Annotated in this window: 15 protein-coding genes and 1 tRNA gene; 13 read left to right on the top strand and 3 right to left on the bottom strand. The window is 59.3% G+C overall.

The window, feature by feature from the left end:
* Positions 1-62 precede the first annotated feature (62 nt).
* The 7 genes from apaG to AC1DKH_RS02055 all read left to right on the top strand — a co-directional run bounded on the left by apaG (position 63) and on the right by AC1DKH_RS02055 (position 8,228).
* A complete protein-coding gene (gene apaG / locus AC1DKH_RS02025) occupies positions 63-443 on the top strand; it encodes a Co2+/Mg2+ efflux protein ApaG (RefSeq protein WP_007980214.1) in 381 nt (126 codons plus the stop codon).
* Positions 443-1,324 carry a symmetrical bis(5'-nucleosyl)-tetraphosphatase gene (locus tag AC1DKH_RS02030; RefSeq protein ID WP_477755970.1) on the top strand — a complete coding sequence of 294 codons (882 nt, stop codon included), beginning with the start codon at positions 443-445 and terminating at the stop codon, positions 1,322-1,324. Before apaG ends, AC1DKH_RS02030 begins: the two co-directional genes overlap by 1 nt.
* A gap of 33 nt (positions 1,325-1,357) precedes the next feature.
* Complete coding sequence (gene glpE / locus AC1DKH_RS02035) at positions 1,358-1,687, top strand: thiosulfate sulfurtransferase GlpE (protein WP_477797280.1); 330 nt, start codon at positions 1,358-1,360, stop codon at positions 1,685-1,687.
* 297 nt (positions 1,688-1,984) lie between these two features.
* Positions 1,985-3,907 carry a PrkA family serine protein kinase gene (locus tag AC1DKH_RS02040; RefSeq protein WP_108216905.1) on the top strand — a complete coding sequence of 641 codons (1,923 nt, stop codon included), beginning with the start codon at positions 1,985-1,987 and terminating at the stop codon, positions 3,905-3,907.
* A gap of 203 nt (positions 3,908-4,110) precedes the next feature.
* Positions 4,111-5,382, top strand: a complete 1,272-nt coding sequence (locus AC1DKH_RS02045; protein WP_007993202.1) for a YeaH/YhbH family protein — start codon at positions 4,111-4,113, stop codon at positions 5,380-5,382.
* Entirely contained in the window at positions 5,379-6,941 is a 1,563-nt protein-coding gene (locus AC1DKH_RS02050) for a SpoVR family protein (protein WP_477754890.1), read from the top strand. The genes AC1DKH_RS02045 and AC1DKH_RS02050 overlap by 4 nt, the downstream gene beginning before the upstream one ends.
* 63 nt (positions 6,942-7,004) lie before the next feature.
* Positions 7,005-8,228 (top strand): multifunctional CCA addition/repair protein, encoded by a 1,224-nt coding sequence (locus AC1DKH_RS02055; RefSeq protein WP_477797281.1) that lies wholly within the window; start codon positions 7,005-7,007, stop codon positions 8,226-8,228.
* A 121-nt stretch (positions 8,229-8,349) separates the two neighbouring features.
* Here the strand turns inward: AC1DKH_RS02055 and folK are convergent, their stop codons facing one another.
* The gene (folK, locus tag AC1DKH_RS02060; RefSeq protein ID WP_477754892.1) at positions 8,350-8,868 is read right to left on the bottom strand and encodes a 2-amino-4-hydroxy-6-hydroxymethyldihydropteridine diphosphokinase; all 519 of its coding nucleotides are present in this window, start codon (positions 8,866-8,868) and stop codon (positions 8,350-8,352) included.
* Positions 8,859-9,215 carry a dihydroneopterin aldolase gene (gene folB, locus AC1DKH_RS02065; protein ID WP_477754893.1) on the bottom strand — a complete coding sequence of 119 codons (357 nt, stop codon included), beginning with the start codon at positions 9,213-9,215 and terminating at the stop codon, positions 8,859-8,861. The genes folK and folB overlap by 10 nt, the downstream gene beginning before the upstream one ends.
* A 74-nt stretch (positions 9,216-9,289) precedes the next feature.
* Between folB and plsY the strand changes: the two genes are divergently transcribed.
* Entirely contained in the window at positions 9,290-9,859 is a 570-nt protein-coding gene (gene plsY / locus AC1DKH_RS02070) for a glycerol-3-phosphate 1-O-acyltransferase PlsY (RefSeq protein WP_477754894.1), read from the top strand.
* 23 nt (positions 9,860-9,882) lie between these two features.
* Here plsY and tsaD read toward each other — a convergent pair whose 3' ends face one another.
* On the bottom strand, positions 9,883-10,908 hold the full coding sequence (gene tsaD, locus AC1DKH_RS02075; RefSeq protein WP_477754895.1) for a tRNA (adenosine(37)-N6)-threonylcarbamoyltransferase complex transferase subunit TsaD: 1,026 nt from the start codon (positions 10,906-10,908) through the stop codon (positions 9,883-9,885).
* Positions 10,909-11,107: 199 nt separating this feature from the next.
* Here tsaD and rpsU point away from each other — a divergent pair, with 199 nt between their 5' ends.
* The 5 genes from rpsU to AC1DKH_RS02100 all read left to right on the top strand — a co-directional run bounded on the left by rpsU (position 11,108) and on the right by AC1DKH_RS02100 (position 19,647).
* Entirely contained in the window at positions 11,108-11,323 is a 216-nt protein-coding gene (gene rpsU, locus AC1DKH_RS02080) for a 30S ribosomal protein S21 (protein ID WP_002551877.1), read from the top strand.
* Positions 11,324-11,803: 480 nt separating this feature from the next.
* Positions 11,804-13,771 (top strand): DNA primase, encoded by a 1,968-nt coding sequence (dnaG, locus tag AC1DKH_RS02085; RefSeq protein WP_223460320.1) that lies wholly within the window; start codon positions 11,804-11,806, stop codon positions 13,769-13,771.
* Between the two features lie 67 nt (positions 13,772-13,838).
* On the top strand, positions 13,839-15,686 hold the full coding sequence (rpoD, locus tag AC1DKH_RS02090) for an RNA polymerase sigma factor RpoD (RefSeq protein ID WP_477754896.1): 1,848 nt from the start codon (positions 13,839-13,841) through the stop codon (positions 15,684-15,686).
* Between the two features lie 122 nt (positions 15,687-15,808).
* Positions 15,809-19,555 (top strand): bifunctional diguanylate cyclase/phosphodiesterase, encoded by a 3,747-nt coding sequence (locus AC1DKH_RS02095; RefSeq protein WP_477759785.1) that lies wholly within the window; start codon positions 15,809-15,811, stop codon positions 19,553-19,555.
* A gap of 15 nt (positions 19,556-19,570) precedes the next feature.
* A tRNA-Ile gene (locus AC1DKH_RS02100) sits at positions 19,571-19,647 on the top strand.
* Positions 19,648-19,802: the final 155 nt, after the last annotated feature.

Here is a 19,802-nt window from a genome sequence, read left to right on the forward strand (position 1 = left end):
TTGGCCTAGACTGAACCCATCAGCTACGCCCCGCGTCCCGCTTCGTTTTTAAGGCCCCTTGCATGTCCGATCCTCGTTATCAGGTCGACGTCAGCGTCGTCACCCGCTATCTGGCAGAACAATCGCAACCCGAGCACGACCGCTTTGCCTTCGCCTACACCATCACCGTGCAAAACAACGGCGAAATGCCCGCCAAACTGCTTTCACGGCACTGGGTCATCACCGATGGTGACGGGCATGTCGAAGAAGTGCGCGGCGCAGGCGTGGTAGGTCAGCAGCCGTTGATCGACCCCGGCAAGAGCCACACCTACAGCAGCGGCACGGTCATGACCACCAAAGTCGGCACCATGCAAGGCACCTATCAGATGCTTTCCGACGACGGCAAACATTTCGATGCCATCATCGCGCCCTTCCGCCTGGCGGTGCCCGGAGCCCTGCACTGATGGCGACGTACGCGGTTGGTGACCTGCAAGGCTGCCTTCAAGCCCTGCAATGCCTGCTCAAACAAGTGGCGTTCGACCCACAACGGGATCGTCTGTGGCTGGTGGGCGACCTGGTCAACCGCGGCCCGCAGTCTCTGGAAACCTTGCGCTTCCTCTACGGCATTCGCGAATCGCTGGTGTGCGTGCTCGGCAACCACGACCTGCACCTGCTGGCGGCCGGACGCAACATCGAGCGCCTGAAGAAGGCCGACACCCTGCGCGAGATCGTTGAAGCGCCGGATTGCGCCGAACTGCTCGAATGGCTGCGCCAGCAAAAGCTCATGCACTACGACGAACAGCGCAACATTGCACTGGTCCATGCCGGCATTCCACCCCAGTGGTCGCTGCGCAAAGCCTTGAAGTGTGCTGCCGAAGTCGAGACTGCCTTGCGTGACGACAACCTGTTGCCGCCTTACCTCGATGGCATGTACGGCAACGATCCGGCGAAATGGGACAACGACCTCAAAGGCGTAACGCGCCTGCGGGCGATCACCAACTATTTCACGCGCATGCGTTTTTGCACCGCCGAAGGCAAACTCGACCTCAAGAGCAAGGAAGGCCTCGATACCGCGCCCGCCGGCTACAAGCCCTGGTTCCAGCACAAGGAGCGCAAGACCAGGGATGTGAAAATCATCTTCGGTCACTGGGCAGCACTGGAAGGCAAGTGCGACGAGCCGGGCATCTCGGCCCTCGACACCGGTTGCGTCTGGGGCGGCGCCCTGACCCTGATGAACGTCGACAGCGGTGAGCGCCTTTCCTGCAAATGCGACGAACACGGTCATGTCGTGCCGCCAGTCGCCTTATCCATTCCCCAAACATCGTCAGCCGGCGCCCCGCGCTAGACTGCCCATTCAGCCGAGCCACAGGAGCCCGCCATGAGCGAATTCAAACGTATCCCCCCGGAACAGGCCCAGGCCCTGCGCGAACAAGGCGCGGTGGTGGTCGACGTCCGCGACCCGGCCACTTTTGCCGCCCTGCACATCGCAGGCTCCAGGCATCTGGACAATCATTCCCTGCACGCTTTCATCCAGGATGCCGACCTCGACGCACCGACCGTGGTGGTCTGCTATCACGGCAATTCCAGCCAGGGCGCGGCCGCCTACCTGATCAGCCAGGGCTTCTCCGACGTCTACAGCATGGATGGCGGATTTGAGTTGTGGCGTACGACGTATCCAGCAGAAACCGCACAAGGCACCTCCGAATAATTTTTTTGTAACGTTGCAGGCCCCGGCTCCCGCGGGCTGGCGCGGTGGCAGACGAACGGTCTGCCACAAACAATTTCGTATCTCGCCTTTACCTGCCGAATTCCCAACTATCCTTAAGCGCAGGCCATCCAAAACAGGGGAGAGCCGGTACACCGGCGCACGGGTCATCGGGAGTAGCTTTCGGGGCGGTAAGCCTTGAGGGAGTTCTGGGGGGTAAACAGCAACCGCCTGTTCGGTTGCTGCCAGCATCGACTGAGTGATCCGGCGTCGGCTCCACGTATCGAGCGAGGTGACGTCATGAGTATCTTTAGCCACTTCCAACAACGCTTCGAGTCCACACGCCAGGAAGAACTCTCTCTGCAAGAGTACCTGGAGCTGTGCAAAAAGGACCGCAGCGCCTACGTTTCCGCCGCCGAGCGTCTGCTGCTGGCCATCGGAGAACCGGAGCTGCTCGACACCTCGACCAACTCGAGACTGTCGCGAATCTTTTCCAACAAGGTGATCCGCCGCTATCCGGCCTTTGAAGACTTCCACGGGATGGAAGAATGCATCGACCAGATCGTATCGTATTTCCGCCACGCCGCTCAGGGCCTGGAAGAGAAGAAACAGATCCTCTACCTGCTTGGCCCCGTCGGTGGCGGTAAATCGTCCCTGGCCGAGAAGCTCAAGCAACTGATGGAAAAAATACCCTTCTATGCGATCAAGGGCTCGCCGGTTTTCGAATCACCCCTGGGTCTGTTCAACGCCACCGAAGATGGCGCGATCCTCGAGGAAGACTTCGGCATTCCACGGCGCTACCTCAACACCATCATGTCGCCATGGGCCACCAAACGCCTGGCCGAATTCGGTGGCGACATCAGCCAGTTCCGCGTGGTCAAACTCTATCCGTCGATCCTCAACCAGATCGCCGTGGCCAAGACCGAACCGGGCGATGAAAACAACCAGGACATCTCGGCACTGGTGGGTAAGGTCGATATCCGCAAACTGGAGGAATTCCCACAGAACGACGCCGATGCCTACAGCTACTCGGGCGCACTGTGCCGGTCCAACCAGGGTCTGATGGAATTCGTCGAAATGTTCAAGGCACCGATCAAGGTGCTGCACCCATTGCTGACGGCTACCCAGGAAGGCAACTACAACAGCACCGAAGGTCTTGGTGCGATTCCGTTCACCGGGATCCTGCTGGCCCACTCCAACGAATCGGAATGGCATACCTTCCGCAACAACAAGAACAACGAAGCCTTCATCGACCGGATCTACATCGTCAAAGTGCCGTACTGCCTGCGGGTCAGTGACGAAGTGAAGATCTACGACAAGCTGCTGTTCAACAGCTCGCTGGCCAAGGCTCATTGCGCGCCGGATACCCTGAAGATGCTGGCCCAGTTCACCGTGCTCTCGCGCCTCAAGGAGCCGGAAAACTCCAACATCTACTCGAAGATGCGCGTGTACGACGGCGAGAACCTCAAGGACACCGATCCGAAAGCCAAGTCGATCCAGGAATACCGCGACAACGCCGGTGTCGACGAAGGCATGAACGGTCTCTCCACCCGGTTCGCGTTCAAGATCCTGTCGAAGGTGTTCAACTTCGATCCGCACGAAATCGCCGCCAACCCGGTGCACTTGCTCTACGTGTTGGAACAACAGATCGAACAGGAACAGTTCCAGGCGGAGACCCGCGAACGCTATCTGCGCTTCCTCAAGGAGTACCTGGCACCGCGCTATATCGAATTCATCGGCAAGGAGATCCAAACCGCCTACCTCGAGTCCTACAGCGAGTACGGCCAGAACATCTTCGATCGCTATGTGCTGTACGCCGACTTCTGGATCCAGGACCAGGAATACCGCGACCCGGAAACCGGCGAGATCCTCAACCGCGTAGCGTTGAACGAAGAACTGGAGAAAATCGAGAAACCGGCCGGCATCAGCAATCCGAAGGATTTCCGCAACGAAATCGTCAACTTCGTCCTGCGTGCCCGGGCCAACAACAACGGCAAGAACCCGACCTGGCTCAGCTACGAAAAACTGCGGGTGGTCATCGAGAAGAAAATGTTCTCCAACACCGAGGACCTGCTGCCAGTCATCAGCTTCAATGCCAAGGCCAGCAAAGAGGACCAGCAGAAACACAACGACTTCGTCACACGGATGGTCGAGCGGGGCTACACAGACAAACAGGTGCGACTGCTGTCCGAGTGGTACCTGCGGGTCAGAAAATCACAATAAACCGCTGCCGGTCAGACCGGTTGTCGTCAGCCAGAGACCTGTGTGGGCTTTTCTGTTACACAGGCCTCTGGGAGGTGTTCGAAAGTCGGTAGCGAGTTCAGGCAGCATCCAAAGCGCTTGGGGGAGCGTTCAATATCCCTCGGCTCTCGGTTCGATGCTGTATCACCGCTCGCCCCTTTCAGGACAGCTTCTAAGGAGCAGTCATGAGCTATGTGATCGACCGACGTCTCAATGGCAAGAACAAGAGCACGGTGAACCGCCAGCGGTTTCTGCGGCGCTACCGTGATCACATCAAAAAGGCTGTCGAAGAGGCGGTCAGCCGGCGCTCCATTACCGATATGGAACACGGCGAACAAATCAGCATTCCCGGCCGCGACATCGACGAGCCGGTGCTCCACCACGGTCGCGGCGGCAAGCAAACGGTCGTGCACCCGGGCAACAAGGAATTCACCAGCGGCGAACATATCGCCCGCCCACCGGGAGGCGGTGGCGGTAGAGGCCCCGGCAAGGCCGGTAATTCCGGCGAAGGGATGGACGAATTCGTCTTTCAGATCACCCAGGAAGAGTTCCTCGAATTCATGTTCGAGGATCTCGAACTGCCCAACCTGGTCAAGCGCAACCTGACCGGCACCGATACCTTCAAGACCGTGCGGGCCGGGATCAGCAACGAGGGCAACCCGTCGCGGATCAACATCATCCGCACCCTGCGTTCAGCCCACGCCCGGCGAATCGCCCTGTCCGGCAGCAGCCGGGCAAAACTGCGCGAAGCCAAGGAAGAACTTCTGCGACTCAAGCAGGAAGAACCAGACAACTTCGGCGATATTCAGGAAATAGAAGCTGAAATCGAAAAACTCAGCGCGCGCATCCACCGCATACCTTTTCTCGACACATTCGACCTCAAATACAACCTGCTCATCAAGCAACCCAACCCCAGTTCCAAGGCCGTGATGTTCTGCCTGATGGACGTGTCCGGCTCGATGACCCAGGCGACCAAGGACATCGCCAAGCGCTTCTTTATCCTGCTGTACCTGTTTCTCAAGCGGAACTACGAAAAGATCGACGTCGTGTTCATCCGCCATCACACCAGCGCCCGCGAAGTGGATGAGGAGGAATTTTTCTACTCCCGGGAAACCGGCGGCACCATCGTCTCCAGCGCCCTGAAACTGATGCAGGAGATCATGGCCGAGCGTTATCCGAGCAACGAGTGGAACATCTACGCCGCCCAGGCTTCCGACGGTGATAACTGGAACGACGACTCTCCGATCTGCCGCGACATCCTGATCAACCAGATCATGCCATTCGTGCAGTACTACACTTACGTTGAGATCACCCCGCGCGAACACCAGGCCCTGTGGTTCGAGTACGAGCGCATCGCCGAAGCCTTTTCCGACACTTTTGCCCAGCAACAACTGGTCTCGGCCGGGGATATCTATCCGGTCTTCCGTGAACTCTTCCAGCGCAGGTTAGTGACATGACCGCCAAAGAGCAGAAACGCCAACCCATTTCCACCGGCTCCGAATGGACGTTCGAGCTGATCCAGGCCTACGACCGCGAAATCAGTCGTATTGCGGCTGGCTATGCACTCGATACGTACCCCAACCAGATCGAAGTGATCACCGCCGAGCAAATGATGGACGCCTACGCCTCGGTCGGTATGCCGCTGGGTTATCACCACTGGTCCTACGGCAAGCACTTCCTCAGCACCGAAAAGTCCTACACACGCGGCCAGATGGGCCTGGCGTACGAGATCGTGATCAACTCCGACCCGTGCATCGCCTACCTGATGGAAGAAAACACCATCTGCATGCAGGCGCTGGTGGTGGCCCATGCCTGCTACGGGCACAACAGCTTTTTCAAAGGCAATTACCTGTTCCGCACCTGGACCGACGCCAGTTCGATCATCGATTACCTGGTGTTTGCCAAGCAGTACATCATGCAATGCGAAGAGCGCCACGGTATCGACGCGGTCGAGGACCTGCTCGACTCCTGCCATGCACTGATGAACTATGGTGTCGACCGCTACAAACGCCCCTATCCGATCTCCGCGGAAGAAGAACGTCGCCGGCAAAAGGACCGGGAAGAACATCTACAGAAACAGATCAACGATCTGTGGCGCACCATTCCCAAGGGCGCGGACAAGTACAGCGACAAGGACAACGCACGCTTTCCCGCCGAACCTCAGGAAAACATCCTGTACTTCATCGAAAAACACGCGCCGCTGCTGGAGCCATGGCAGCGGGAAATCGTGCGCATCGTGCGCAAGATCGCCCAGTATTTTTATCCACAGCGTCAGACCCAGGTGATGAATGAAGGTTGGGCCACGTTCTGGCACTACACCCTGATGAACGACCTGTACGACGAGGGCCTGGTCACCGACGGCTTCATGATGGAGTTCCTGACATCCCACACCAGCGTGGTCTTTCAGCCGGGCTTCGACAGCCCTTACTACAGCGGAATCAACCCCTACACTCTCGGGTTTGCCATGTACCGGGACATCCGGCGCATGTGCGAAGAACCCACCGAGGAAGATCGCCACTGGTTCCCGGAAATTGCTGGCACAGATTGGCTGGCAGCCATCAAGTTCGCCATGAGCAGCTTCAAGGATGAGAGCTTCATCCTGCAGTACCTGTCGCCCAAGGTGATCCGCGACCTGAAGCTGTTCAGCATTCTCGATGACGACCAGAAGGACGACCTGCTGGTGCCCGCCATTCACGACGAAGGAGGCTACCGCATCATCCGTGAAACTCTCGCGGCACAGTACAACCTGGGCAATCGCGAGCCCAACGTGCAGATCTATAGCATCGACCGGCGTGGTGACCGTTCTCTGACCCTGCGCCACCAACAGCACGACCGCAAACCGCTGGGAGAGTCCACCGAGGAAGTGCTCAAGCACTTGCACCGCCTCTGGGGTTTCGACATTCACCTGGAAACCCTGCAGGGCGATCAGGTCATGAAAACCCATCATGTGCCGCCCAGAAGCGAGCACAGCGAAGGCGATTACGGCCGCCTGGACCTGGCCGTCATCCATCTTTGATCCGGTTTGTGCCTCCGAAAGCTCGATGCAACGGTTATCCTGTCGAGCTAACGGAGGTTTTTTATGCGGATTTATAAAGTCGGTGGTGCGGTACGCGATCGCCTGCTGGGCAAACCGGTTACCGATATCGACTGGGTCGTGGTCGGCGCGACGACCGAAGAGATGCTCGCCAAGGGCTTTCGCCCGGTGGGCGCGGATTTCCCGGTGTTCCTTCATCCCAAAAGCGGTGAGGAATACGCCCTCGCCCGCACCGAGCGCAAAAGCGGGCGCGGATACGGCGGGTTCACTTTTCACGCCAGCCCTGAAGTCACCCTCGAAGAAGACCTGATCCGTCGCGACCTGACCATCAATGCCATGGCTGAAGACGATCAGCAGAACCTGACCGACCCGTACCACGGCCAGCGCGATCTCGAAGCACGCCTGCTTCGCCACGTCTCCCCGGCATTTGCCGAAGATCCGCTCCGGGTCCTGCGTGTTGCCCGCTTCGCGGCGCGCTACGCGACGCTGGGTTTTACCGTCGCCCCGGAAACCCTGGCGCTGATGCGCCAACTCAGCGAATCAGGCGAGCTTGAGGCGCTGACCCCGGAGCGCAGCTGGAAGGAAATTTCCCGCGCCCTGATGGAAGATCAGCCACAAGTGTTTGTTGAGGTTTTACGCGCATGCGGCGCACTCAAGGTACTGATGCCCGAGGTCGACGCGCTGTTCGGCGTACCACAACCCCCGGCCCATCACCCGGAAATCGATACAGGCGCGCATACCCTGAGCGTGTTGCAGCAAGCGGCGTTGTACAAACAGCCGCTGACCGTGCGCTGGGCCTCCCTGCTGCATGACCTGGGCAAAGGCCTGACGCCAGAGAAAGAATGGCCGCGACACATTGCCCACGAGTGCAAAGGCCTGAAGCTGATCAAAGCGATCAACGAACGTTTCAAGGTGCCGAGAGACTGCCAGGAACTGGCGCTGCTGGTGGGCGAGTATCACACCCACGGGCATCGCGCCCTTGAGCTGAAGCCATCGACATTGCTGGACTTGCTGCAAAGCTTCGACATTTACCGTCGGCCACAGCGGTTCGAGGAGTTCATCGCGGCATGCGAGATGGATGCGCGGGGGCGCAAAGGGCTGGAAGAAAGAAGTTATCCACAGGCGGATTATTTGCGCGGCGCAGCAACCGCTGCTCGCAGCGTGGCGGTTCAGCCATTGCTGGAGCAAGGCTTCAAGGGACCAGAGCTGGGGGAGGCGATCAAGCGCGAGCGGCTAAAGGCACTGAAGGCTTACAAAGAAAAAACCTGACCAGGATAAAAGATCGCAGCCTTCGGCAGCTCCTACAGGACGCATCAATCCATGTAGGAGCTGCCGAAGGCTGCGATCTTTTTGCTTTGTAGGAGCTGCCGAAGGCTGCGATCTTTTTGCTTTACAGTAAATCAGAGGGCGTCAGCTGCTCACCACGCCATTCGAAAGCCACTGGCGCCAACACCTGATCAATCTGCGCTTCAGCCCACAAGGTCGCAAAGCTCTTGCCTGCGCCCGGGTGCACGCGATCCGGCGCTATCAACGACAACGGCCACAGAACGAACGCATTTTTCAGAATTTCTGCGCGCGGCAAGATCAGTCCATCGAAGTTGCCCACCAGGTCACCGAACAACAACACGTCGATATCCAGCGGCAAACCTCGGCGATCCGGTGCGTAACGACCGTTATCCGCCTCGATGAACTTCAGTCGACGATCAAGCTCCATCAGCGGCAGATCGGTATACGCCGACACCACGAAATTGAAGAACGGCCCGCTCTTGATGCCCACCGGCTGGCTTTCGAACACCGCCGAACAGCGGATATCGACAAGGAATGTCGCCAATGCATCGAGCCCCGCCCGCAAATGGGCTTCACGCTCGATATTGCTACCGAGCCCGAGGTACACCTGAGTCAGCGACATCCGCGCTCGATCTCCACGCCCACGCCGCCGGTGGCGGCAGGAATCGCACCTGGCTTGGTCAGCTTGATGCGCATCCAGGTGATCTTGAATTCGCTCATCAGCACTTCAACCAGGCGCTCGGCAAAGGTTTCCACCAGCTGGAATTGCGCCTGCTCGGCAAACGCCTGGATGCGCGAGGAAACACTGGCGTAGTCGAGCGCCAGGGTCAGGTCATCACCGGCTGCGGCCGGGCGATTATCCCAGGCGAAGCTCAGGTCAAGACGCAAGCACTGTCGGATGCCTCGCTCCCAATCGTAGGCACCAATCACCGTGTCGACTTCCAGGCCCTCGATAAACACTCTGTCCAAGCACTTCTCTCCGCTACACGACAAGGGCGCAATGCGCCGTTAGAATCAGGGCTTCCTCGCCCGGAATAGTTAGCATGTTTTGGTTATTGGCGATCCTCGCCTACCTGCTCGGCTCTCTGTCCTTTGCCATTTTGCTCAGCCGCCTGACCGGCAACCCCGATCCGCGAATGAGTGGCTCGGGCAATGCCGGCGCCACCAACATGTTGCGCCTGGCCGGCAAGAAACTCGCCATCCTGACCCTGCTCGGCGACCTTTGCAAAGGCCTGCTGCCGGTACTGATTGCGCGCCTTGCGGGCCTTTCGCAGCAGGAACAAGCCTGGATCGGCGTCTATGCCGTCATCGGCCATCTGTTTCCGTTGTACTTCCGCTTTCGCGGCGGCAAGGGTGTCGCCACCGCTGCGGGCATGTTGCTGGGATTGTACCCGCCCGCTGCCCTTCTGGCGGTCTGCGCCTGGCTCTTGACGTTCTACCTGACCCGCACCAGCTCCCTGGCCGCCCTCATCGCCACACCGCTGAGCCTGCCGTTGCTGGCCTGGCAAGAACCGGCCGCCCTGCTGCCCATGAGCGCGCTCACCGGGCTGATCGTCTGGCGTCATCGCGGCAATCTACGCGACCTGTTTGCCGGGCGCGAACGGCATTTCTAGCAGCCGGACATGAGCGCCGCTCATCACAATGCGGACAACTGCTCCATCGGCCAGCGTGCCTGCACGCTGATCGCCAGGCTTTCCTGCTGACCGGCCTGCAAGCGCTGGCAGCCAGCAAAGGCGATCATCGCGCCGTTATCGGTGCAAAACTGCGGACGGGCATAAAACACATCACCCTTCATGTCGCCGAGCATTTTCTCCAGGGAAGTGCGCAACGCCTTGTTGGCACTGACGCCCCCTGCAATCACCAGGCGCTTCATGCCGGCGGCCTTCAGGGCACGCTTGCACTTGATGGTCAAAGTCTCCACCACGGCCTGCTGGAATGCCAGCGCGATGTCGCAACGGGTTTGTTCGCTGTCGTCCCCGGCGCTGACGCACTGTTGCCAGGTATTCAGTGCGAAGGTTTTCAAGCCACTGAAGCTGAAATCCAGGCCCGGGCGGTCGCACATTGGACGCGGGAAGACGAAACGTCCTGCAACACCCAGTTCTGCAAGGCGAGCGATCTCCGGTCCGCCGGGATAATTGAGGCCCATCATCTTGGCCGTCTTGTCGAAGGCCTCGCCAGCGGCGTCATCCAGGGTCTCGCCCAAGAGCGTGTACTGACCAATTCCGTCGACCTGAACCAGTTGCGTATGACCACCCGACACCAACAAAGCGACGAACGGAAACTCCGGCGGTTGCGGCTCCAGCATCGGCGCCAGCAAATGGCCTTCCATGTGATGCACGCCAAGAGCCGGAATGCCCCAGGCAAAGGCCAGCGCCTGAGCGCAGGAAGCCCCTACCAACAAGGCACCGACCAGGCCAGGACCCGCGGTGTAGGCGATCGCATCGATCTCGGTCGGCACGCAGTCGGCCTCAGCCAGCACCTGACGAATCAAGGGCAGCATGCGTTTGACGTGATCGCGCGAAGCCAGCTCCGGCACCACGCCACCATAGGCGCGGTGCAGGTCGATCTGACTGAACAATGCGTCGGCCAGCAGGCCGCGCTCACTGTCATATAATGCGACACCGGTTTCGTCGCAGGAGGTTTCTAATCCCAGTACTAGCATGGGTTTGCGCCTTGTTTAGGCTGAATTCGAAGGCGCGCATAATAGTCGTCGCGTGATGCCCCGACCAGCGGTTTTCGATCAGAGGCTTTGCATTCCGAGCGTTGAGGGGTTAACATCCGCAACCCTTAAAAACCGACGTCTTCAAGTGCTCTTTTGCCGCGAGGATGTTGACCCCGGTAATGAATGAAGGTAGCTCTGGATGCCAGCCGTCAAAGTAAAAGAGAACGAACCCTTCGACGTAGCTCTGCGTCGTTTCAAGCGCTCCTGCGAAAAAGCCGGTGTACTGGCTGAAGTTCGTAGCCGCGAATTTTACGAGAAGCCAACTTCTGAGCGTAAGCGCAAAGCAGCAGCCGCTGTTAAGCGTCACGCCAAGAAAGTTCAGCGCGAACAGCGCCGCGCCGTTCGTCTGTACTAATACACAGACGATCGTAGCAAGCTTCTGCCAAGCCCGGCCCTCAGCCGGGCTTATGGCATTTGCGTAAAACGCTTGATGCTTCACTGTCAAAGCCGCAGACGCGACCGAGACAAATCTGCTTCACCGCGTCAGACCTGGCTCTTTTGCCAGCGGTGCACGTCTTTTCTGACGAGCCTTTCAAGGCTACTGACGAGCACACCCACTGATTCCTCTCACGACGATCAGCCCAAGGCACCTGCTTGCGTGCCAGATGATGAGCTATCCGGGGCCCATGATTGGCCACAGCGGATTCAGCGCAACACATTCAAACAGTCGAATACTGATTAGCATTAACGTCAGTGGATTTTCGGCAGATACACTTCCCGACAGCGATTACGCAGACGACACTGGTCGAGCCGCACACTTTGCGCGCCTCAAACAATGACCGCGTTCGATCGCCGCACGTTTCGGGCTCCTTTCAGCGCAGATGACGAGAACGCCATGGCCGGGTTAATTCCCCAGAGCTTCATTGACGACCTTCTGAACCGCACCGACATCGTCGATGTGGTCAGCTCGCGCCTGCAATTGAAAAAGGCCGGCAAGAACCACACCGCCTGCTGCCCGTTCCACAAGGAAAAGACTCCATCGTTCAGCGTCAGCCCCGACAAGCAGTTCTATTACTGCTTCGGTTGCGGCGCTGGCGGCAACGCCCTCGGCTTCATCATGGACCACGACAACCTGGATTTCGTCCAGGCCGTCGAAGAGCTGGCCAAAGCCGCCGGCATGGAAATCCCCCGCGAAGAAAGCGGCCGCCCGCACAAACCGCGACAGCCGACCGATTCGCCGCTGTATCCACTACTCAGCGCCGCTGCCGACTTTTATCGCCAGGCCCTGAAAAGTCATCCATCGCGCAAGGCCGCCGTGGATTACCTGAAAGGTCGCGGGCTGACCGGCGAAATCGCCCGGGACTTCGGCCTCGGCTTTGCTCCACCCGGCTGGGACAACCTGTTCAAGCACTTGAGCAGCGATACCCTGCAACAAAAAGCCATGATCGATGCCGGCCTGCTGATCGAAAACGCCGAAAGCGGTAAACGTTACGACCGCTTCCGCGACCGCGTGATGTTTCCGATCCGCGACAGTCGCGGGCGCGTCATCGCCTTCGGCGGCCGGGTATTGGGCGACGACAAGCCGAAGTACCTGAACTCCCCGGAAACCCCTGTTTTCCATAAAGGCCAGGAACTCTACGGCCTGTACGAAGCGCGCAAGACCAACCGCAACCTCGACGAGATCATCGTCGTCGAGGGTTACATGGACGTCATAGCCCTGGCCCAGCAAGGCCTGCGCAATGCCGTTGCGACCCTGGGCACCGCTACTAGCGAGGAACACCTCAAGCGGCTGTTTCGCGTCGTGCCCAGCGTGCTGTTCTGCTTCGACGGCGATCAGGCCGGCCGCAATGCGGCATGGCGGGCGCTGGAGGCGACACTTTCGAGCCTGCAGGACGGTCGTCGCGCACGCTTTCTGTTCCTGCCCGAAGGCGAAGACCCGGACACCCTGGTCCGCTCCGAAGGCACCGATGCCTTCCGCGCACGGATCAACCAGCACGCGCAGCCTCTGGCCGATTATTTCTTCCAGCAGCTGACGGAAGAAGCCGACCCGCGCTCGCTCGAGGGCAAGGCCCACATGGCCACCCTCGCCGCGCCACTGATCGACAAAGTCCCCGGTGCCAACCTGCGCACCTTGATGCGTCAGCGCCTGAGCGAAATCACCGGCCTTAGCGGCGAAGCGGTGAGCCAGCTGGCACAAAGCGCCCCGCAAGAAGCACCGCCGGCCTACGACCCGGGCATCGATTACGACGCAATGCCCGATTACAGCGACTATCATCAGCCGCAGGCACAGGAAATGTATGTGCCGCAGCAAGAATGGACGCCGAAGAAGCCCGGTGCAGGAGGCAAGAAATGGGACAAGAAACCATGGGACAAGAATGGCAAGCGAGGCGGTGATCGCGATCAACCCCGCGCGCCACGGGTGCCCGCCGCCGTAGAACCGCCAACCCTCGCCGCCTTGCGCACGTTGCTGCATCACCCGCAACTGGCGGAAAAAGTCGAGGATGCCGGGCACTTCGCCGCCGAAGATCACACCAACACACAATTGCTGGTGGCGCTGCTCGAAGCCGTGCAGAAGAATCCCAAGCTAAACTCAATTCAACTGATTGCGCGTTGGCACGGCACAGAACAAGGCCGTTTGCTCAGGGCGCTGGCCGAAAAGGAATGGCTGATTGACGGAGATAACCTTGAACAACAGTTTTTCGACACCATTACTAGCTTGTCAGCCCGCCAACGCGAGCGAAACCTGGAACAACTTCTGCGAAAAGCGCGTCAAAGCGAATTGACCAGCGAAGAGAAAAATCAACTGCGCGATCTCTTGAGTCGCAATGTTTCCGCAACAAACCCGACCTCAACTGGCGCGTGAGGTCATAGCTCAGGTATAATCCTCGGCTTGTTTTTTGCCCGCCAAGACCTTCAGTGGATAGGGTGTTATGTCCGGAAAAGCGCAACAGCAGTCTCGTATCAAAGAGTTGATCACACTTGGTCGTGAGCAGGGCTACCTGACTTACGCGGAGGTCAACGACCACCTGCCGGAGGATATTTCAGATCCGGAACAGGTGGAAGACATCATCCGCATGATCAACGACATGGGGATCAACGTGTTCGAGGTTGCGCCAGATAAGGATTCCCTTATGCTGGCCGACGCCGATACCGACGAAGCCGCAGCCGAAGAGGCCGCTGCAGCGTTGGCTGCGGTCGAGACCGACATTGGTCGCACTACCGACCCGGTGCGCATGTACATGCGCGAAATGGGTACGGTGGAGCTCCTCACGCGTGAAGGCGAAATCGAAATCGCCAAGCGTATTGAAGAGGGCATCCGTGAGGTGATGAGCGCAATCGCGCACTTCCCTGGCACGGTTGATCATATTCTCTCCGAGTACACCCGCGTCACCACCGAAGGTGGCCGCCTGTCCGACGTCCTGAGCGGTTATATCGACCCGGACGACGGCATCGCGCCGCCTGCGGCAGAAGTGCCGCCGCCAATTGACGCGAAAGCCGTCAAGGCGGATGACGATTCCGACGACGAAGACGGTGAAGCCTCGGATGACGAGGAAGAAGCCGAAAGCGGTCCGGATCCGGTCATCGCTGCACAGCGCTTTGGCGCTGTGGCCGATCAGATGGAAATCACCCGCAAGGCGCTGAAAAAGCACGGTCGCAACAACAAGGCAGCAATTGCCGAGCTGTTGGCCCTGGCCGAGCTGTTCATGCCGATCAAATTGGTGCCGAAGCAATTCGAAGGCCTGGTCGAGCGTGTTCGCAGTGCCCTGGATCGCCTGCGTCAGCAAGAGCGCGCAATCATGCAGCTCTGCGTTCGTGATGCACGCATGCCGCGTGCCGACTTCCTGCGCCAGTTCCCGGGCAACGAAGTCGACGAAAGCTGGAGTGACGCCCTGGCCAAAGGCAAAGGCAAATACGCTGAAGCCATTGGTCGTCTGCAGCCGGATATCATCCGTTGCCAGCAGAAGCTGACCGCGCTGGAAACCGAAACCGGTTTGACCATCGCCGAGATCAAGGACATCAACCGTCGCATGTCGATCGGTGAGGCCAAGGCCCGCCGCGCGAAGAAAGAGATGGTTGAAGCCAACTTGCGTCTGGTGATCTCCATCGCCAAGAAGTACACCAACCGCGGCCTGCAATTCCTCGATCTGATCCAGGAAGGCAACATCGGCTTGATGAAAGCAGTAGACAAGTTCGAATACCGTCGCGGCTACAAGTTCTCGACTTATGCCACCTGGTGGATCCGTCAGGCGATCACTCGCTCGATCGCCGACCAGGCCCGCACCATCCGTATTCCGGTGCACATGATCGAGACGATCAACAAGCTCAACCGCATTTCCCGTCAGATGCTGCAGGAAATGGGTCGCGAACCGACCCCGGAAGAGCTGGGCGAACGCATGGAAATGCCTGAGGACAAGATCCGCAAGGTATTGAAGATCGCTAAAGAGCCGATCTCCATGGAAACCCCGATCGGTGATGACGAAGATTCTCATCTGGGTGACTTCATCGAAGACTCGACCATGCAGTCGCCAATCGATGTCGCCACTGTTGAGAGCCTTAAAGAAGCGACTCGCGAAGTCCTGTCCGGCCTCACTGCCCGTGAAGCCAAGGTTCTGCGCATGCGCTTCGGTATCGACATGAATACCGACCACACCCTCGAGGAGGTTGGTAAGCAGTTCGACGTGACCCGTGAACGGATTCGTCAGATCGAAGCCAAGGCGCTGCGCAAGCTGCGCCACCCGACGAGAAGCGAGCATCTGCGCTCCTTCCTCGACGAGTGATCACAGAACCCCCGGCCCAGGCCGGGGGTTTTGCTTTGTACAGATTAAATCTCCCCGCTTCCCCCCTCCTCCCTGTAGCCGTCTACACTCGAAACATTCCCCCGAGCCATAACGAGACCGTTATGCCCAGACTGCCGACCGTGTTTTTTTTGCTGTCGCTGATGACCTGGACCGCAACGGCTGGCGCGCTGACTCTCACTGACGATGAACGTAGCTGGCTGGCGGCTCACCCGGAATTGCGCCTGGGTGTCGATGCGTCGTGGCCGCCCTTCGAGTTTCGTGACGATGGGGGCCGCTACCAGGGCCTTGCCGCGGATTACATCGAGGTCATCCGCAAAAGGCTGGCAACCCGGCTCACGCCCATCGAGCCGGTGAGCTGGACCGCTGTCCTGGAACAAGCCAAAAAGGGCAAACTGGACCTGCTGCCGGGCATCATGTCGACCCCGGAACGCCAGAAATACCTGTCGTTCACTCGCCCCTATCTGGATTTTCCGATTGTCATCCTGGCCCATGTCGGCGGCCCCCAGCCACATAACCTGCAAGACTTGTACGGCCTGAAAATCGCCGTGGTGGAAAACTACGCCCCCCACGAGCTGCTGCGCAGCCACCATCCCGACTTGAACCTGGTGGCGGTACCCAACGTCAGCTCGGCGCTACAGGCGCTGGCCACCGACGAAGTGGACGCCGTGGTGGGCGATCTGGCTTCCAGCGTCTGGGGACTGCGCCAACTCAAGCTCGATGGGTTGTATGTCAGCGGTGAAACCCCCTATCGCTATCAACTGGCCATGGCTGTACCCCGCGACAACAAGATGCTGGTCGGCATTCTCGACAAAGTCCTGGCAGACATGAGCCCTGCTGAAATCAGCGCCATTCAGGAGCATTGGGTCGGCAACGTCCTCGATCATCGAACGTTCTGGAATGACCTGCTGGTGTATGGCCTGCCCGGATTGCTGCTGCTGACTACCGTGCTGGCGGTGGTTATCCGCATCAACCGCCGCTTGAGCTCGGAAATCGCCCGCCGGGTCAACCTTGAACAGGAACTGCGCAGCAGCGAATACCACTACCGCGGCCTGGTGGAGAGCCTGTCGGCCATCGCCTGGGAAGCAAAAGTCACCGACTTCACCTACAGCTATGTATCGCCCCACGCCGAAGACCTTCTCGGTTATCCCCTGTCCCATTGGCTGATTCCGGGTTTCTGGCGCAACATCATTCACCCCGCCGACCTGACCCGCGCCCAGACCTTCTGCGATCACGAAGTGCTGGCCGGGCGCGATCACCGCCTCGATTACCGGGTGATCACCGCCGATGGCCGCTGCCTGTGGGTGCGCGATATCGTCAGCCTGATCGAACACGGGCATGAGCCGGTGCTGCGCGGGTTGATGATCGATATCACCGACGCCAAGCGCACCGAGGAAGCGCTACGCCTGTCGGAGCAGAAATTCGCTTCCGTGTTCCAGCAATGCCCGGACATGCTGGTGATCGCGCGCCTGAGCGACGGCTGCCTGCTGGAAGTCAACGAAGCGTTCGAAGAACAGATCGGCCTCAAGGCCGAGGACGTCATTGGCCAGACCGCCACCAACCTGAACATCTGGGGGATTCCCGGTGTTGGGCCAGGCCTGTTGCAACGCTTGCAGGCCGGCAGCATCCGCAACCTGGAGATGCCCTTTCGTCGCAGCAACGGCCAGGTGTTTACCGGCCTGATCTCTGCCGAACCGTTCAACCTCGACATGACACCGGCGCTGGTGGTCGTAGTGCGGGACATCACCCAGCTCAAGGAAACCCAGCAACAGCTGCAAACTTCCGAAGAAAAATTCGCCAAGGCCTTCCACGCCTCTCCCGACGGTTTGTTGCTGTCTCGGCAAAGTGATGGCTTGCTGCTGGAGGTCAACGATGGTTTTAGCCGCATCACCGGGTTCAACAGTGCCATGTCGGTGGATCGTTCGGCGCTGGACCTGGGAATCTGGGTCAACCTCAATGAACGCAAGCAAATGCTCGACCTGCTGCACCGCGACGGCTTTGTCCGCGACTTCAGCTGCCATATCCGCCGCAGCGACGGGCAGATCCGCCTCTGTGAAGTGTCCAGCCGTCCGCTGCCGATTGGCGATGAAGACTGCATGCTGACCATCGCCCGGGACATCACCGAGCGGCACCTGATGCAGGAAAAACTGCAACAGGCCGCCACCGTGTTCGAAAGCACTGCCGAAGGCGTGTTGATCACCGATACCCAACAGCACATCAGCGCGGTCAACCGTGCGTTCACCGAAATCACCGGTTACAGCGAAAACGAAGCCCTGGGCCACACGCCACGCCTGCTCGCCTCAGGCCTGCATGACAGCGCGTTCTACGCGGCCATGTGGCATCAATTGACCGCCGAAGGTCATTGGCAGGGCGAGATTTCCAATCGGCGCAAGAATGGCGAGCTGTACCCGAGCTGGCTGACCATTAGCGCCGTGCGCAACCGCGACAAGTTCATCACCCACTTTGTCGCGGTGTTCGCCGACATTTCCAGCCTCAAGCATGCCCAGGCCAAACTCGACTACCAGGCGCACCACGACCCACTGACCGGCCTGCCGAACCGCACGCTGTTCGAAAGCCGCCTGCTGACGGCGCTCAACAACCAACAGGAAAACGGCGGCCAGGGCGCCGTGCTGTTCCTCGACCTTGACCGCTTCAAGCACATCAACGACAGCCTCGGCCACCCGGTCGGCGACCTGCTGCTCAAGGGTATTGCCGTACGTCTCAAGGAGCAGTTGCGTGACATCGACACCGTGGCGCGCCTGGGTGGTGACGAATTCATCATTCTATTGCCGGGCCTGCAACAATCCAGCGATGCCGACCACATCGCCACCAAATTGCTCAATTGTTTCGCCGCGCCGTTCCAGGCCGGCGAACACGAGTTTTTCATCAGCGCCAGTATCGGCACCAGCCTCTATCCGAAGGATGGCTGCGACGTTGCCACACTGATCAAGAACGCCGACGCCGCGATGTACCGCTCCAAGGCCAAGGGCCGCAACCGCGTCGAAAGCTACACCCGCGACCTCACCGCCCAGGCCAGCGAACGCGTGGCGCTGGAACACGAACTGCGCCGCGCCATCGAACGCAACGAGTTGCACCTGTGCTACCAACCGAAAATCAGCCTCGCGGACTACAGCCTGGTCGGCGCCGAAGCCCTGATCCGTTGGCGCCATCCGACCTTTGGCGACGTGCCGCGGGAACACTTCATCCCGTTGGCGGAAGAAAACGGCATGATCCTGCAAATCGGCGACTGGGTCCTGGAAACCGCCTGCCGGCAGATGGCCGAATGGCACCGGCTGTACGACAGTCCCGGCCCGCTGTCGGTCAACCTTGCCGGCGCCCAATTGCGTCAACCCAATCTGCTGGGCCGTATCGAACAGTTGCTCAAGGACAACGGCCTCAACCCCGGTTTCCTGCAACTGGAAATCACCGAAAACTTCATCATGAGCCAGGCCGAAGAAGCGCTGGCGGTGCTGCATCAACTCAAAAAACTGGGCGTGCAACTGGCCATCGATGACTTCGGTACCGGTTACTCGTCCCTGAGCTACCTCAAGCGCCTGCCACTGGACATCCTCAAGATCGACCAGTCCTTCGTCCGCGGCCTGCCGGACGATCCCCACGATGCGGCGATCGTACGCGCCATCATCGCGCTCGGACGCAGCATGCCATTCACCGTGATTGCCGAAGGGGTCGAGACACTGGCGCAACAGCAATTCCTCGCTGCCGAGGGCTGTGAACAAATCCAGGGCTACATCGTCAGCCTACCCCTGCCCCCCGACGAATTTGCCGCGACATTTCTTCGTACAAACGTAATGGCTTTTTCAGATGGCACAGCCGCGAAACCGTCGTTATAATCCGCGGCCTACTGAGGGCCTATAGCTCAGTTGGTTAGAGCAGAGGACTCATAATCCTTTGGTCCACGGTTCAAGTCCGTGTGGGCCCACCAAACAAGAAAGCCGCGCAATGCGCGGCTTTTTCGTGTCTGGTCGGCGGGAGCGACTGGAACTCTTCAGCTGGAATGACTTCGGCCCCATTTCAAGCCCTTCGACCCACTTCATAAGCAAGTGGCGCGCCTTCAATGAAAAAACCGGCCAGCTCGCA

It is taken from the genome of Pseudomonas sp. 05L36 (assembly GCF_056398125.1).